At 73.2% G+C, this 13,995-nt stretch carries 14 protein-coding genes and 1 pseudogene; 5 read left to right on the top strand and 10 right to left on the bottom strand.

The features are described from left to right. Positions 1 to 246: 246 nt before the first annotated feature. Together ACLHRZ_RS33530 and ACLHRZ_RS33525 are read right to left on the bottom strand one after the other, a co-directional pair. Complete coding sequence (locus ACLHRZ_RS33530) at positions 247 to 969, bottom strand: hypothetical protein (protein ID WP_490422385.1); 723 nt, start codon at positions 967 to 969, stop codon at positions 247 to 249. Between the two features lie 237 nt (positions 970 to 1,206). Continuing rightward, a pseudogene (locus ACLHRZ_RS33525) lies at positions 1,207 to 1,317 on the bottom strand (HipA family kinase); the annotation flags it as partial. Positions 1,318 to 1,429: 112 nt separating this feature from the next. Here ACLHRZ_RS33525 and ACLHRZ_RS33520 point away from each other — a divergent pair. Then, on the top strand, positions 1,430 to 1,942 hold the full coding sequence (locus tag ACLHRZ_RS33520; protein ID WP_490422384.1) for a Rieske (2Fe-2S) protein: 513 nt from the start codon (positions 1,430 to 1,432) through the stop codon (positions 1,940 to 1,942). Here ACLHRZ_RS33520 and ACLHRZ_RS33515 read toward each other — a convergent pair. After that, a complete protein-coding gene (locus tag ACLHRZ_RS33515; RefSeq protein ID WP_490422383.1) occupies positions 1,929 to 2,597 on the bottom strand; it encodes a cysteine hydrolase family protein in 669 nt (222 codons plus the stop codon). The genes ACLHRZ_RS33520 and ACLHRZ_RS33515 overlap by 14 nt on opposite strands. 73 nt (positions 2,598 to 2,670) lie before the next feature. On the opposite strand from ACLHRZ_RS33515, the gene ACLHRZ_RS33510 reads away from it, so the two are divergent. After that, the gene (locus ACLHRZ_RS33510) at positions 2,671 to 3,177 is read left to right on the top strand and encodes a pyridoxamine 5'-phosphate oxidase family protein (protein ID WP_490422382.1); all 507 of its coding nucleotides are present in this window, start codon (positions 2,671 to 2,673) and stop codon (positions 3,175 to 3,177) included. A 30-nt stretch (positions 3,178 to 3,207) separates the two neighbouring features. Here ACLHRZ_RS33510 and ACLHRZ_RS33505 read toward each other — a convergent pair whose 3' ends face one another. Next, a complete protein-coding gene (locus tag ACLHRZ_RS33505) occupies positions 3,208 to 4,116 on the bottom strand; it encodes a LysR family transcriptional regulator (RefSeq protein WP_490422381.1) in 909 nt (302 codons plus the stop codon). A gap of 74 nt (positions 4,117 to 4,190) precedes the next feature. Between ACLHRZ_RS33505 and ACLHRZ_RS33500 the strand changes: the two genes are divergently transcribed. Further along, positions 4,191 to 5,213, top strand: a complete 1,023-nt coding sequence (locus ACLHRZ_RS33500) for a DMT family transporter (RefSeq protein WP_490422380.1) — start codon at positions 4,191 to 4,193, stop codon at positions 5,211 to 5,213. Here ACLHRZ_RS33500 and ACLHRZ_RS33495 read toward each other — a convergent pair. After that, the gene (locus ACLHRZ_RS33495) at positions 5,204 to 6,538 is read right to left on the bottom strand and encodes an aminotransferase class I/II-fold pyridoxal phosphate-dependent enzyme (protein WP_490422379.1); all 1,335 of its coding nucleotides are present in this window, start codon (positions 6,536 to 6,538) and stop codon (positions 5,204 to 5,206) included. The genes ACLHRZ_RS33500 and ACLHRZ_RS33495 overlap by 10 nt on opposite strands. Before the next feature lie 35 nt (positions 6,539 to 6,573). Here ACLHRZ_RS33495 and ACLHRZ_RS33490 point away from each other — a divergent pair, with 35 nt between their 5' ends. Continuing rightward, positions 6,574 to 7,275 carry a pyridoxamine 5'-phosphate oxidase family protein gene (locus ACLHRZ_RS33490; RefSeq protein WP_490422378.1) on the top strand — a complete coding sequence of 234 codons (702 nt, stop codon included), beginning with the start codon at positions 6,574 to 6,576 and terminating at the stop codon, positions 7,273 to 7,275. On the opposite strand, the gene ACLHRZ_RS33485 is transcribed toward ACLHRZ_RS33490, so the two are convergent. From ACLHRZ_RS33485 to ACLHRZ_RS33470, 4 genes are all read right to left on the bottom strand, one after another. Beyond that, the gene (locus ACLHRZ_RS33485; protein WP_490422377.1) at positions 7,257 to 8,285 is read right to left on the bottom strand and encodes an EamA family transporter; all 1,029 of its coding nucleotides are present in this window, start codon (positions 8,283 to 8,285) and stop codon (positions 7,257 to 7,259) included. The genes ACLHRZ_RS33490 and ACLHRZ_RS33485 overlap by 19 nt on opposite strands. 71 nt (positions 8,286 to 8,356) lie before the next feature. Continuing rightward, positions 8,357 to 8,854 carry a Clp protease N-terminal domain-containing protein gene (locus ACLHRZ_RS33480; protein ID WP_490422376.1) on the bottom strand — a complete coding sequence of 166 codons (498 nt, stop codon included), beginning with the start codon at positions 8,852 to 8,854 and terminating at the stop codon, positions 8,357 to 8,359. Positions 8,855 to 9,067: 213 nt separating this feature from the next. Continuing rightward, the gene (locus ACLHRZ_RS33475; RefSeq protein WP_490422375.1) at positions 9,068 to 11,350 is read right to left on the bottom strand and encodes a glycoside hydrolase family 3 N-terminal domain-containing protein; all 2,283 of its coding nucleotides are present in this window, start codon (positions 11,348 to 11,350) and stop codon (positions 9,068 to 9,070) included. A 133-nt stretch (positions 11,351 to 11,483) separates the two neighbouring features. Further along, positions 11,484 to 12,068, bottom strand: a complete 585-nt coding sequence (locus tag ACLHRZ_RS33470) for a PadR family transcriptional regulator (protein ID WP_490422374.1) — start codon at positions 12,066 to 12,068, stop codon at positions 11,484 to 11,486. A 184-nt stretch (positions 12,069 to 12,252) separates the two neighbouring features. On the opposite strand from ACLHRZ_RS33470, the gene ACLHRZ_RS33465 reads away from it, so the two are divergent. Then, entirely contained in the window at positions 12,253 to 13,068 is an 816-nt protein-coding gene (locus ACLHRZ_RS33465) for a PhzF family phenazine biosynthesis protein (protein WP_490422373.1), read from the top strand. A gap of 19 nt (positions 13,069 to 13,087) precedes the next feature. Here ACLHRZ_RS33465 and ACLHRZ_RS33460 read toward each other — a convergent pair whose 3' ends face one another. After that, positions 13,088 to 13,846: a CPBP family intramembrane glutamic endopeptidase gene (locus ACLHRZ_RS33460; protein WP_490422386.1), complete on the bottom strand. Its 759-nt coding sequence runs from the start codon at positions 13,844 to 13,846 to the stop codon at positions 13,088 to 13,090. Between the last annotated feature and the right edge of the window lie 149 nt (positions 13,847 to 13,995).

Below are 13,995 nucleotides of genomic sequence, written 5' to 3'. Positions count from 1 at the left end.
CGATCAACGAACTTTGCAATCGCCCTGGGCTGAGGGAGACGACGGAGCGCTGATTACATCGCTCGTGCCGGATCGCTCTTGCTGATGCGGCCGGAGGCCCCGCTGGAACCGCTTCCGGTGGGGCCTCATCAGCCTGTGTGAGATCCATGGTGCCGTCGGGCAGTACGCCTATCTGCAGTTGCCCGCCGGGCAGAACGACGCGGTAGTCGGCCACCCCGGTCTGGCGGGTGTGGCGCCGGTCGCCGGTCAGGTCCGCAGGTGGTGTTGGCGGGCGGTGACCAGGGCGCGCCAGCGGGCGCGGACGGTGTGTTCGTCGTCGAGCCACTGGATGGCGGGGTTGGCGGGCTGGGGCAGGTCTCCCATGGCGGCTGCGACATGGACGTAGTAGGCGAAGTCGCCGTTCGCGGTTGCTTCGCGCAGGCGGCTGATGGTGGCTGTCAGGTCGTCCTGTGCTCCGCGTACGGCGTGGTGGAAGGCGAGGGCGGTCTCCAGGAGCGGGCCGTACCCGGCGAGTCCGCTGACGGAGATCTCGGTGCGCAGCATGGTGGCGCGGTCGGTGACGTCGTGGTGGGTGCCGGCGTCGCGGATGAGGGCAGCGATACCGGCGTAGAGGGTGGTGGCGCGCTGGTCGAGGGGTTCGAGGAGGTGGTGAGCGAGGGCGAGTTCGTCGTCGGCGCGGGCGGGGTCGGCGAAGGCGCAGGCCAGGGCCAGAAGGGTCTGGGCGATGGCCCGTTCGCCCGGGGCGTTACGTTGCTCGGCCTCGGTGCGCGCGTCCGCGAAGGCGGCGACGGCGTGGTCGATGTCGCCGTGGGGCAGGTGGATGTGGCCCAGGACGCGGTGGTGGCGGCCCTCCCAGCCCAGGGTGGGGATGGTGGCGAGGGTGGTGGGGAAGTCGCCGCGTATGCGGGCGAGACTGGCCAGGGCGACGCCGGGATGGACACCGCATGGTCCGCCTCCACCATCAAGCATCGGCTCCAACCGGCCACGGCAGTCACACAGCGTGCCTACGGCGATGATGGTTCGCGGCGAGCCGCTGCCAGCGCGCCGTCCTTCCTGGGGAGAATCTGGAGAGTTTCCGCGCCCCCGGGGAGCGCGTGAGGAGGATCAGCCGCATAGGAGGGCACGCCCGTGAAAGACTCCGAAAGGCTCATCTGCCCAGGTCAGCCGCGGATGCAGCCACATCACCGCAGGTCAACGCCGCTAGCTGGACAACTTCATGACGTAGGCCCCGAGATCGCCGGCCTCGACGATGCCGGGGAGAGAGCCACCCTCACGCAACGGCGTGACATACCGGGTAGCTGTGACTTCGGGAAGCATCGCCCCAGGTTACTCGGCCTGCACACCGGCCCCTGAACGCAACGGCTGAACGGAACGGACGCCTCGTCCGTACGACTCCTCGTACTCCTCGTCCCTCACCGAAGGAGCGATCGTGTCACCTTCCTCTTCCTCGTCGTCGTCATCGTCCGGCGGTACGAGCCGCCGCACCGTCGTCGTGTCCGCGGGCGCGGCGGGGCTCGCCGCCGCGCTGGCCGCGTGCGGCGGCTCGAACAAGAAGACCCAGGAGGCGTCGTCCGCACCGGCGGCGCCGCAGTCGCAGTCCTCGGCCCCGCCGAGCTCGCACTCGGCCTCCGCGAGTGCGCCCGCATCGCCCAAGGGCAAGGCGCTCGCCAAGACCTCGGACATCCCGGAGGGCGGCGGGAAGGTCTTCAAGGACCAGAAGGTCGTGGTGACCCAGCCGGCGAAGGGCGACTTCAAGGCCTTCTCGGCCGTGTGCACCCATGAGGGGTGCACGGTCTCGACCGTGGTCGGCGGGACCATCAACTGCCCCTGTCACGGCAGCAAGTTCGCCGTCGCGGACGGCAGCGTGAAGCACGGTCCGGCGCAGTCTCCGCTGCCGGCGAAGAAGATCACCGTCAGCGGGGACTCCATCACGCTGGCCTGACGCCCGGGCCGTTGCCCCGCCGGCTCCGCCGCCAGTTCCGCAGCACCTCCTCGGTCGTGGTGACCGTCGCGACGAGGGAGAGGGTGTGGCGGACCATCTCCGCGGTGTAGTCGGCGGGGACTCCGGCTATGGCGTCGGCCGGGACGACGGCCGTGTAACCGAGGTTGACGGCGTCGAAGACGGCGTTGGGGACGGCGACGTTGGCCGAGACGCCGGTGACGAGCAGGGTGCGGCAGCCGAGGTTGCGCAGCAGCGCGTCCAAGCCGGTGCCGGCCAGGGGCGAGAGCCCGTGCAGCCGCCGTACGACCAGGTCGCCGTCCCCGACCGGGACGGGATCCGCGATCCGCACGGCCGATGTACCGGCCAGTTGCTGGACGGGCAGCCGCTCGACGGCCCGGAAGAGCCGGGCGTTGCGGCTGGCGCCGCGCCCGTCGGGGCGGCGTTCGGCGACGGCGTGCACGACCTGCACTCCGGCGTCGTGCGCCCCGGCGACGAGCCGTGCAATGTTGGTCAGGGCCCCGGAGGCCCGGACGACGGCGGCCAGTTCGGGCAGAGCGCTCTCCGGGCCGACGACACCGCGCTGGCATTCGACGGTCAGCAGCACGGTGGCCGCCGGGTCCTGTAAGTCGTGCAGGCCGTGCTCCTGGGGTGCCATGGGGTGCTCCCTGCTGCCGGTAGTGGCGCCGTGGGCCTTGTGCCGTAAGGCAAGAGGCCTCATCCTGCCGGACATGGCCGTCGGACAGCCACAGTCGCAACCGGCACCGCAGTCGCAGCGGCACGGTCGCCGGATCATGATGCCGTCGGCGGAGCTGGACGCCTTCCTGACCGCTCAGCGCACCTGCCGTCTCGCCACGGTCGGCCCGGACGGGGCTCCGCACGTCAGTCCGCTGTGGTTCGCCTGGGACGGCACGGCGCTGTGGCTGTACTCGCTGGTGCACAGCCTGCGGTGGACGGCGCTGCGGGACGGGGCGCGGGTGGCGGCGGTGGTGGACGACGGGCGGGAGTACGGCGAACTGCGCGGTGCTGAGCTCTCGGGCCGGGCCGTCCCCGTCGGCGAGACGCCCCGGAGGGGTGATGCGTGCCCCGAACTCGACGCGGTGGAAGGGCTGTTCGCGGCCAAGTACTTCGGTCTGGAGACCATGCCCCACGACGGCCGGCACGCGTGGGTCCGGCTGCGGCCGGACCGGATCGTCTCCTGGGACTTCCGCAAACTCCCGGGCCCGCAGGCCTCGTAGGCGCCGTGGGCATTGCTGGGGGCGGCGCGGTCAGGCGCCGGACATCGTCTCCCCGGCCGCCCGCAACGCTCCCACCGCCGCCCGGATCGACGGCCGCCGGTCCGCGTCGGCGCGCCACACGGCATACACGTGCCGGTACATCGTGTGCCGCACCGGCAGGATCCGTACCCCCTCCGGGACCGGCCCGCGCCCGAGCCGCGGCGCGACGACGACTCCGAGTCCCGCTGCGACCAGGGCGAGTTGCGTGTGGTGCTCGTCGGCCATGTGCGAGATGTTCGGCTCGATTCCCTTGCTGCGCAGTGTGGACATCAGCCAGTCGTGGCAGAACTGCCCGCGGGGCCAGGAGATCCACTCCTCCTCCGCGAGGTCCTCCAGGTCGACCGTGTCCCGCTCCGCGAGCGGATGCCCGGCGGGCACCGCCACGTCGGCCGGGTCGACGAGGACGGGCGCCCTGGTCAGGGCCTCGTCGATCGGCAGCGGGTGGTTGTGCCACTCGAGCACGACGGCGACGTCCATGTCGCCGCGCACCACGCGGGGCAGGGACAGGTCCGGGTCCATCTCCTCCAGGCGGACGCGCAGTTGCGGCTGGCTCCCGCGCAGACTCGCGAGCGCGGTCGGGGCCAGACCGCGGGCCGCCGTCGGGAAGGCGCCCAGCACGAGCTCTCCCACGGCCTGGCCGCGCTGGGCCTCCAGGTCGGCCTGGGCCAGCTCGACCTGGGAGAGAATGCGCGAGGCGTGCTCGGCCAGCAGCCGGCCGGCGTCGGTGAGCCGCACCCCGCGCCCCTGCTTGGCCAGCAGCTGCTGGCCCGTCTCCCGCTCCAGCTTGGCGAGCTGCTGGGAGACCGCCGAGGTGGTGACGTGCAGCCCGTCCGCGGCAGCGCTGACGGAGCCGTGACGGGCGACGGCGTTGAGGGTCCGCAGGCGGTCCAGGTTCAACATGTAAGCGATGCTACGTGATGGGCCGAAATTTTATTTGCTTGTCCTAATGGGTGGAGCCCGGCATGGTGATCACCATGAGCACCGTTGCCACCCCCGACTCCTCGCCTTCCCCGCCCTCCTCGGCCTCATCGGCCCCCTCACCCGGCAGACCCGCCCCGGCTCCCCCGGCGCCGGCTCCCGCCGGCCCGGGGCGCTCCGCGGTGGACTGGCGGATACGCTTCGGCGCTCTCGCCCTCATCTGGGGGTTCAGCTTCCTGTTCATGAAGCTCGGCACCGAGGGCTACGCCCCGGCGTACGTCTCCTTCGGCCGGATGTTCTTCGGCACCGCGGTGCTGCTGGCGGCGCTGGCCGTCAAGCGGCAGCGGCTTCCCCGGGCTCCCCGCACCTGGATGCACCTCGCCGTCGCCGCCCTGCTGCTCAACGCGCTCCCCTTCACGCTCTTCGCCTACTCCGAGCTGACCATCTCCTCCACGCTGGCCGGTATCTGCAATGCCACCACCCCGCTGTGGGGCATGCTGCTCTCCCTGGTGGCGCTCTCCGAGGACCGGCCGACGCGGCGCCGGTTCGCCGGCCTCGGCCTCGGTTTCGTCGGCGTCCTCACCGTGCTGGGAGCCTGGCAGGGCTTCTCCGGCCAGGACCCCGCGGGCACCGTGATGGCGCTGATCGCCTCCGCCTGCTATGCGGTGGGCTGGATCTACGTCCGGCGCACCCTCTCCGGCACCGGCGAATCCAACCTCTCGCTCACCAGCGGCCAACTGCTCGTCGGCACCGCCCAGTTGGCGGTCGTCGCCCCGCTCAGCAGCCCGCTGCCCACCTCCTTCCACCTCGTGCCCGTGCTGGCGATCCTCGCGCTCGGCGCCCTGGGCACGGGGTTCGCCATGCTCGTGCAGTTCGGGCTGGTCGCCGAGGTCGGACCGACGACCGCGACGCTGACCACCTACTTCATCCCGGTCGTCGCCACCGCGGCCGGTGTGGCGCTGCTGGGCGAGCAGCTCACCTGGAACACCCCGGTCGGCGCGGTGATCGTGCTGGCCGGAGCGGCCCTCACCCAGAGCAGGGCCCGCACCGGGAAGGCGGCCGGCAGCCGTCAGTCGTAGCGCCGCCCGACGGAGCCCCGCCCGGTCGCGGACGCCACGGCATCCGCGACCGCCTCCGCCTCCCCCTCGGCCATCGCCGAGACGGTGAGCCGCACCCCGGGCGGGGAGGAGAGCCGGAAGCGCGCGCCGGGCGCCACGGCCCACCCGGACTGCAGCAGCCTCGCCACCGCCCCCGTCTCGTCCGGCACGGGGAGCCACACGTTCATCCCGCTGCGCCCGTGTGCGGCGATTCCCCGCTCCCGCAAGGCCGTTATCAGCGCCTCCCGGCGCCGCCCGTACGACGCGGCGACCGCCGCCTCGTCGACCGCCCCGGAGCGCCAGAGGTGCAGCACCGCGTCCTGCAGCACGTGGCTGACCCAGCCGGGGCCCAGGCGCTGCCGCCCCCGCACCCGGTCGACGGTCACGGCGTCGCCCGTGAGCACCGCGAGCCGGAGATCGGGCCCGTAGGCCTTGGCGAAGGAACGGACGAGCGCCCAGTGGCGGGTGGCCCCGGCGAGGGGGAACAGGGGCAGGTCGACTATGCCGTGGCCGTGGTCGTCCTCGATGAGGAGCACGTCGGGGTGGGCCGCGAGCACCGACCGCAGCTCGCGGGCGCGCGCCCGGCTCACGGCCGCGCCCGTGGGATTCTGCGCCCGGTCGGTGACCACCAGCGCCCGCGCCCCCTGCTGCAGCGCCCGGTCCGTCTCCCCGGGCAGCGGTCCGTCGTCGTCGACGGCGACGGGAACGGGCCGCAGCCCGAGCGCAGGGACGAGGTCGAGCAGGCTGCCCCAGCCCGGGTCCTCCACGGCGACGGCGTCCCCGGGCCTCAGGTGGGCGGCCAGCAGGCGCTCGATCGCGTCCAGCGCGCCCGAGGTGACCGCTATCGGCCCGTCCGGAACTCCGTCCGCCGCGAAGGCTTCCCGGGCCGTCCGCTCCAGCTCCGTGTCCACGGCGTCCTCGCCGTAGAGCACAGGGCTGCGCGCCGCCTTCGCTGCTGCCGCCGCGAGGGCTTCGCCGAGCGGGGGCAGCAGCGCAGGGTCGGGGCTGCCCGTCGAGACGTCCCGCACGCCCTCGGGCACCTCGACCTGGATGAGATCCCGCGGGGTGCTGGCCGGGCGGGGGCGCACCCGGCTGCCGCGCCGTCCCGCGGTCTCGATCACTCCGCGCTCGCGCAGGGTCCGGTAAGCCGCGGCCACCGTGTTGGGATTGACTCCGAGCTCGACCGCCAACTCCCGCATGGGCGGGAGCAGTTCGCCCGGCGCAAGTCGGCCCGCCCCGACAGCACCCTCCACGCTCGCGGAAATCTCCGCTGCGCGACGGCCTTCGATCCGATACTCTCCTAGCACAAACACGAGTATGCACTAGTGCAATGGAGATCGCAATGGCTTCTTCCACGGCCACCGGGCCCGGCACCCGGCCCGCGTCGCACGAGCCGTACGAGCGGACCGGGCGCACCACGCCCTCGCGCTACCGCGACCGCGCCTCCTACGACCGCGAGTCGGTCCACGCGATCCTCGACGCGGGCTACGTCTGCCATCTCGGATTCGTGCGCGACGGCGCCCCCGTCGTACTGCCCACGCTCTACGGCCGGATCGGCGAGCGCCTCTACGTCCACGGCTCGACCGGGTCCCGGCCGCTGCACGCCGCGGGGCAGGCCGAGGATCCCGGGATGCCGGTGTGCGTGACGGTGACGCACCTCGACGGGATCGTCCTGGCGCGCTCCGCCTTCCACCACAGCCTCAACTACCGCTCGGTCGTGGTGCACGGCTCGGCCCGGCGGGTCACCGACGAGGCCGAGCTGACGGCCGCCCTCGACGCGCTGGTGGACCAGGTCGTGCCGGGCCGGGCGGCGGATGCGCGGCCGCCGACGGCCAAGGAGCTCGCCGCGACGGCCGTGCTGCGGATCGATCTTGCGGAGGTGTCGGCCAAGGTGCGGAACGCCGGCCCCGGCGACGATCCCGAGGATCTCGCGCTGCCCCACTGGAGCGGGGTGATCCCGGTCTCCACGCGCTACGGCACGCCGATACCCGCGGCGGACCTGGCCCCGGGGATTCCGGTGCCGGGCTACCTGTCCCGGCGCTGAGCGGGGCCGGGGGTGAAGGCGGCTCCGTCCGGCACCCCCGTCCCGCGGCTCTGCGCGTCCGGTGCCGTCCGCCCTCCCGCCGCCACCGGCTCCGACGGCGCCCGCCCCGGGGCCGCGGCCTGGGCGATGAACGCGCCGGCCAGCACCAGGACGCCGCCCGCGATCTGCGGAGCAGCCAGGTGCTCGTCCAGCAGCAGCCATGCCAGCACCGTCGCGACCACCGCCTCCAGATAGGCCACGACCCCGGCCACCTGCGGAGACAGCCGACGCACGGAGAGGACGCCGGTGAAGTAGGCGACCACGGTCGCCAGCAGCACCAGCCAGGCGACCAGCAGCATGCACGGCACCCGCCTCCCGCCGAGGTCCGCGGGGCCGGAGAGGATCGTCCAGTCCATGTCCCAGGGGTGCGCCACGACCGTCAACAGCACGGCGCCGACGAGCAGTCCGAACGCGATGACGCCGACCGGATCGACGGCATCGGCGCCGGAGCCGGCGTGGTCGGCCAGGAGGAAGTAGGCGACCGTGCAGCAGGCCGCACCCCCTGCCGCCAGCAGGCCGGCCACGTCGAAGCGCAGCCCGGACCACACCTCGACGACGCAGCTCAGCCCGCCGACCGCGAGGACGACGCCCGCCACCGCGCCCCGGCTCACCGGCCTGCGCCCCACGAACCGCATCCAGCACAGCAGCAGCGGCGGACCGAGGTACTCGACGAGGACGGCCACCCCGACGGGGATCCGGGACAGCGCGGCGAAGTAGCAGACCTGGACGCCCGCGACGCCCAGCAGCCCGAAGCCCACGAGCAGGGCCGGGCGGCGCCGTGCCAGGGCGCGGTGGCGCCAGGCGACGGGCAGGACGAGCAGCGCGGCGCCCGCCAGCCGCAGCCACACCACCTGGAGCGGGCCCAGCCCCGCCTCGATCAGCGGTTTGGCCGCAACTCCCGACCCGCCGAAGGAACATGCGGACACCAGGGCCTGAACCAGGCCCGTACTTCTGCCACGAGACGCGTGCACCGCCGCATCATGGCAGCAGCGGGCGGGAGAGCGACAGGGGTGTCATCCCCTTTACTCCTGGCGGGTGTTGCTCACGCTTTCAGGCGCGCCCCCAGCCGGTCGGTGTCCACACCGGCGCGGTGCAGCACGTCGACGGCCCGGCATCCGGGATCGCGTACGAGAGCCGCCAGCAGGTCCGTCCCCTCCACCTGTGCGGCGCCCCGCGCGCGGGCTCGGTCGTACGCCCTGCGCAGCGCGGCCGCGGCGGCCGGCGACCAGCCGGACGTCCCGCCGGCGGGCAGGGCGCCGGATTCCTCCACGGTGCCGCTCCACCGCAGCCCGTAGCCGATGGTGCGCTGGACGAGATAGCCGAGCAGCCGGGCGACCTGCGCCGGTCCCCCGTCGAAGGCGAGCCGTGCCGCGGGGTCGGACTCGAGGAGCGTGTGCAGCAGATGTGCGGTGTCGGTCTGCCGGTCGCCGTCCCGCGCCGCCCGTCTGCGGGCACCCGCGACCGCCGCGGCCAGTTCCGCGCTCAGCGGTCGCTCGCACGTGGCCCCGGGACCCTGGGTGTCAGGTGTACGGCTTTGCACCCTCCCACCCCATCAGTCCCGCGCCGTCCGGTCATCCCCGAGGGGGAGCATTCGCGCATCCGACGACAGTTGGGCACGGATGCTCCGGCTCTCCTCCTTGAGGAGGAGACGTGCGCCGCCGGGCCAAGCGCTCCACGGGGAGCGCAGTGCGTCGGCTGCGGGCTCGTCGTGGCCGGTCGCGCAGTTCCCCGCGCCCCTTCGGGAGCGCTCGGCTCAGGTGACATTCACGGTCGTCTCCCGGCCTCCGGCCGTGAACACGTACGCGCCCCGCTCGACGCGCGGCGTCCCTGAACCGTCGATGTCGCCCGGGGTCACCGCCAGCGCCCCGGCCGGGACCGCGAGCCGTACGGTGGTCCGCTCCCCCGTCCTCAGGTGCACCTTGGTGAACGCGGCGAGCCTGTGCGGCGGGGCGAGCACGTCGCTCACCGGACGGGACACGTACACGGGGACGACCAAGTCGCCCTCACGTGCACCGGTGTTGCTCACCTGCACGCTCACCCGCACCTGCGCGCCCGCCGGCACCGAGGTCGCGTCGGCACCGATGCCGTCGAAGGCGAAACGCGTGTAGGACAGTCCGTCGCCGAAGTCGTAGGCCACGTCGTGCGCGGACTCCGCGCCCGCGTTCGTCCCGGGCAACTGCTGGTAGTACAGCGGGTCGTTGCCGTTCCTCCTGGGCCAGGACACCGGCAGCCGCCCGGCCGGGTTCACCCGGCCGAACAGCACGTCGGCGACCGCGTGCCCGCCCTCGGTGCCGGGCAGCCAGGACATCAGCAGGCCGTCGGCGCCGTCCGCGTCGCCCAGGGTCAGGGGCCGCCCGGCGATCACCACGACGACGACCGGCCTGCCGCTCGCCTTGAGGGACTTCACCAAAGCCTGCTGATCCGCCGACAGTTCGGGGCGCGGGCTGTCGGCTCCGCCCTCGGCCCCCGCCTTCTCGCCGACCACGACGACGGTCGCATCGGCCGAGCGGGCCTGGGCGACGGCGTCGGCGTCGTCCGCGGCGTGCACGACCTGCGTCCCGCCCGGTGCGGCTTCCTCGATGCCCCGGAGCACCGTGGTGCCCGGCAGCTTCACTCCGGCGGGCACCCGCTGCCAGCCGATGGTCCAGCCGCCCGCCTGGTCGTCGATGTCGTCCGCGTAGGGACCGGCGACGACGATCTTCCGGACCGCCGGGCCGAACGGCAGGACGTCCTTCTCGTTCCGGAGCAGCACCTGCGAGGCGGCCGCGGCGCCCCGGGCCGTCTCCCTGCCGGTGCCGAGGACTTCGATGTTTGCGCGCGAGACGTCGACAAAAGGATGCTCGAACAGACCGAGCTCGAATTTGAGCCGCAGCACGCGTCCGGCCGCTTCGTCGATGCGTGCCCGGGAGACCAGACCGTTCTGCACCGCGGTGCGCAGTGCGTCACTGAACTCGCGTGCTGCGTACGGCTCCATCGCCATGTCGACACCTGCGCCGAGAGCGAGGGCGACGGCATGAGGGTAGTCAGCGGCCACCTTGTACTGGTCCCGGAGCGCCCGGACGTCCTGCCAGTCGGAGACGATCACACCGGTGAATCCCCACTGCTTCCGGAGCACGGTGGTGAGCAGGTAGCGGGAGGCGGTGGCCGGTACGCCGTTGACCGCACCGGAGTTGACCATCACGGTCCTCGCCCCCGCCCGGACTGCGGTGCGGTAGGGCGGCAGCAGCGTGTCGTGGAGCGTGCGCAGGGAGACGTCTGCGGGCACCCGGTCGTGCCCGTTGGCCGGTACGGAGTAGCCGCCGAAGTGTTTGACGGTGGCTGCGATCCGTTTGACGCCCCGGGCGTCCTGGATCCCCTGCACGCTCGCGGCGGCGAGTGCGCCGGCCAGGAGGGGGTCCTCGCCGTAGGTCTCGTAGTACCTCCCCCAGCGCCGGTCGCGGGCGGGGTCGGCGACCGGGGCGAAGTCCCAGTCGATGCCCGTCGCGGCGACGGCACGGGCGGTCGCCGCGGCGGAGTCGCGGACGAGCCCCGGGTCCCAGGCCGCCGCGAGGCCGAGCTGGTGGGGGAAGACGGTGGCACCGAGGACGTTGTTGTGTCCGTGGACCGCGTCGATGCCGTAGAGGACGGGAACGTGCAGCCGGCTGCGGTCCACCGCGTACCGCTGGACGGCATCGACCATGCGGGCCCAGTCCGCAGGGGTGTTGGCCGGCGGCCCCATCCCGCCGCCGGAGAGCACCGAGCCGACCGCGCAGTCCTGCAGCACGGTCTTCATGCAGCTCTCCGTCAACTCCCCTCCGCTGCCCCGGCAGTCGCCCTGCAGGCGGTCCACGGCGATCTGTTGCAGCTGACCGATCTTCTCGTCGAGCGTCATCCGGTGCAGCAGGTCCCGTACGCGGTCGTCCGTGGCTGCACGGGCGTTGCGGTAGAGCGGTTCGGGTGCGCCGGTTGCCGCCGGTACGACGATGCCGGACGCGGCGCAGAGAGCGGCGGCCGCCAGCGGGAGGGCGAGGTGTCTGCGGCGGATACGCGAGGCCATGGCGAGCGCTCCGTTTCTGTCGGATGCGGTTGCCGGAGTCTGGCCGCGCGCCGCTGCCCGGTCAACGGGACACGGCGAGGGTGCCCCCGCGGCGGTCCGCGGGGGCACCCTCATCCGTTCGCTGCCCGGGCCCTCAGCCTTCGTCGGCGAGGATCAGGTAGAGCTTCTTGCGGGCGTCGTTGATGACGGTCATGGCCTTCTGCCGCTGTTCGGCACTGCCCGTCCGCCAGACCTGGCCGAAGGCCTCCATCAGCCCGTAACCGGCCTGCCGGATCTCCTTCATCGTCTCCCAGTCGACGCCGCGCCCGGCTTCTTCCCAGGGCGCCTGGGACCCCGCGTCCGCCTCGGTGCGGCCCTGCTCGGTGAGCGTGAACAGCTTCTTGCCGCCCTCGGACTCACTGACGATCAGGCCCTCGTCCTCCAGCAGTTGGAGCGTGGGGTAGACCGAGCCGGGGCTCGGCTTCCAGCCGCCCCCGCTGCGCTCGGCGATCTCCTGGATCATCTCGTAACCGTGCATGGGCCGGTCCTTGAGCAGCGCCAGGATCGACGCGCGGACGTCACCGCGCCGCGCCCTGCCGCCGCCCGGGCCGCCCCGGCCGCGGCCGCCGAACGGAGGGCCCCCGAAGGGCGGCCCGAACGGCCCGAAGGCGCGCCGTCCGCCGAACTCCTCCCGCCCCTGATGGCCGGGTCCCCGGTGCTCGTGATGATGAGAACGCATCCTTGCACTTCCTTCCATCGTTGATCTGTCGCGATGTTCTCGCGATGCTTCGACGATATATCGGAACCGATCGCATGGCAACACCCTTCCGCGCACCCGCCACCCGGAGGGCGCGTCGCAAACGGGTCCAGATTCCGTGAATTGGCCTTGGCCTGCGGCCTAGCCGGTCTTCTACGCTCCCGCCATGCGGATGCGAATCGTCGATGCCTTCACCGACCGCCCCTTCGCCGGCAACCCGGCCGGGGTCCTCCTCTTCGACACCGGGGCCTTCCCCGACGACACCCGGCTCCAGCAGATCGCCGCGGAGGTCAACCACCCCGAGACCGCCTTCGCCCACCGGCTTCCCGACGGCCGGGAGGCGGACTGGGCGCTGCGCTGGTTCACCCCCGTCGCCGAGGTCGACATGTGCGGCCACGCCACGCTCGCCACGGCACACGTCCTGCACACCACCGGCGCCGCCACCGGCACGGTCCGCTTCGCGGCCCGCTGCGGCATCCTGACCGCCACCGCCCGCGAGGACGGCTCGATCACCCTGGACTTCCCGACCTCACGCCTCACCCCGGTCGCCGTCCCCGACGGCGTGGCCGCCGCCCTCGGCGCCGAGCCGGTCGGCGTGCACGACACCAGCGAGCACATCGGGGACCTGCTGGTCGAACTGCCCGACGAGAAGTCCGTACGCGCCCTGGCCCCCGACTTCCGGGCGCTCGGCCGGCACTCGCGCCGCGGCATCATCGCCACCGCCCGGGCCGAGGACCCCGCACGCGGCTACGACTACGTCTCGCGCTGCTTCTTCCCCAACGTCGGCGTCGACGAGGACCACGTCACCGGCAGCGCGCACACCGCGCTGGCCCCCTTCTGGTCCGCCCGCCTGGGCCGCGACGAACTGACGGGCCTGCAGGCCTCCCGCCGCACCGGCCTCGTACGCACCACGCTGCGCGGCGAGCGGACGCTGCTGACCGGCAGCGCCGTCACCACCGTCGAGGGCGAACTGCTCGTCTGAACTCCCCTGCGGGGGCGGGTCAGGGGTGAGGCAGCCAGCCCACCTTGCCCACGAGCAGCGCGTACCCGACGAAGGCCACCGTGTCGATCAGCGCGTGCGCGGCGACCAGCGGCCCGACCCGCCCCCACCGCCGGTAGAGCAGGACGAAGAGCACGCCCATCGCCATGTTGCCGACCATCCCGCCGATCCCCTGGTACAGGTGGTACGAGCCGCGCAGCACCGCGCTCGCGGCCAGCGCGGCGGCCGGTGTCCAGCCCAACTGCCCCAGCCTGCGCAGCAGATAGCCGACGACCACGACCTCCTCGAGCACCGCGTTCTGCACGGCCGAGGCGATCAGCACCGGGACCTTCCACCACACGTGCGGCAGCGCCTCGGGCACCACGGTCAGATTGACCCCCGCCGCCCGGCTGGCCAGGTAGAACGCCAGCCCCGTCCCGCCGACGACCGCCGCGACGACCGCGCCGCGCCCCAGGTCGGACGCCGGGCGGAGGCGGTCGAAGCCGACGGCGCGCAGGCCGTCCGCACCCTCGCGCTGCAGCAGGTGGCCCACCAGGAGGACCGGTACGAGGGCGGTGGCGATGCCGAAGACCTGCCAGGTCAGATCGAGCCAGGGACGGCCGGGGGCGTGCGAGGCGTTGAGGGTGGCGGCCTGGTCCGCGAGCCCGCCGGGGCGGGTGACGGAACCCACGAAACTGATCACTGCCGAGACCCCGCTGGCCCCCAGCGACAGGGCCAGGACCAGCAGCGTCTCGGCGCCCAGCGTCCGCCGCCCCGGCATCCCGGCCGGCGCCGGGCCGGACAGGGTCTCCGGCCGGCCGCCCGCGCCGTCCCTCGCGTCCTGCCGCACATCCGCCTCCGCCGTCAGCTGCCCACCACGATCGTCACAGCTTGCCGGACGCGCGGGTGCCCGTACGACAGGGGATGCCT

The sequence above is a fragment of the Streptomyces sp. AM25 genome (genome assembly GCF_058146165.1).
The sequence above is the reverse complement of the archived record's forward strand: the minus strand, read 5'-3'. Positions and strand labels throughout refer to the sequence as shown.

What these genes read in the sequence shown, in the direction of transcription:
- ACLHRZ_RS33505 (WP_490422381.1), bottom strand. Translation starts at nt 4,116, where the DNA reads ATGTTGAACCTGGACCGCCTGCGGACCCTCAACGCCGTCGCCCGTCAC.
- ACLHRZ_RS33460 (WP_490422386.1), bottom strand. Translation starts at nt 13,846, where the DNA reads ATGCCGGGGCGGCGGACGCTGGGCGCCGAGACGCTGCTGGTCCTGGCC.
- ACLHRZ_RS33490 (WP_490422378.1), top strand. Translation starts at nt 6,574, where the DNA reads ATGGCTTCTTCCACGGCCACCGGGCCCGGCACCCGGCCCGCGTCGCAC.
- ACLHRZ_RS33510 (WP_490422382.1), top strand. Translation starts at nt 2,671, where the DNA reads ATGGCCGTCGGACAGCCACAGTCGCAACCGGCACCGCAGTCGCAGCGG.
- ACLHRZ_RS33515 (WP_490422383.1), bottom strand. Translation starts at nt 2,597, where the DNA reads ATGGCACCCCAGGAGCACGGCCTGCACGACTTACAGGACCCGGCGGCC.
- ACLHRZ_RS33530 (WP_490422385.1), bottom strand. Translation starts at nt 969, where the DNA reads ATGCTTGATGGTGGAGGCGGACCATGCGGTGTCCATCCCGGCGTCGCC.
- ACLHRZ_RS33470 (WP_490422374.1), bottom strand. Translation starts at nt 12,068, where the DNA reads ATGCGTTCTCATCATCACGAGCACCGGGGACCCGGCCATCAGGGGCGG.
- ACLHRZ_RS33465 (WP_490422373.1), top strand. Translation starts at nt 12,253, where the DNA reads ATGCGGATGCGAATCGTCGATGCCTTCACCGACCGCCCCTTCGCCGGC.
- ACLHRZ_RS33475 (WP_490422375.1), bottom strand. Translation starts at nt 11,350, where the DNA reads ATGGCCTCGCGTATCCGCCGCAGACACCTCGCCCTCCCGCTGGCGGCC.
- ACLHRZ_RS33500 (WP_490422380.1), top strand. Translation starts at nt 4,191, where the DNA reads ATGAGCACCGTTGCCACCCCCGACTCCTCGCCTTCCCCGCCCTCCTCG.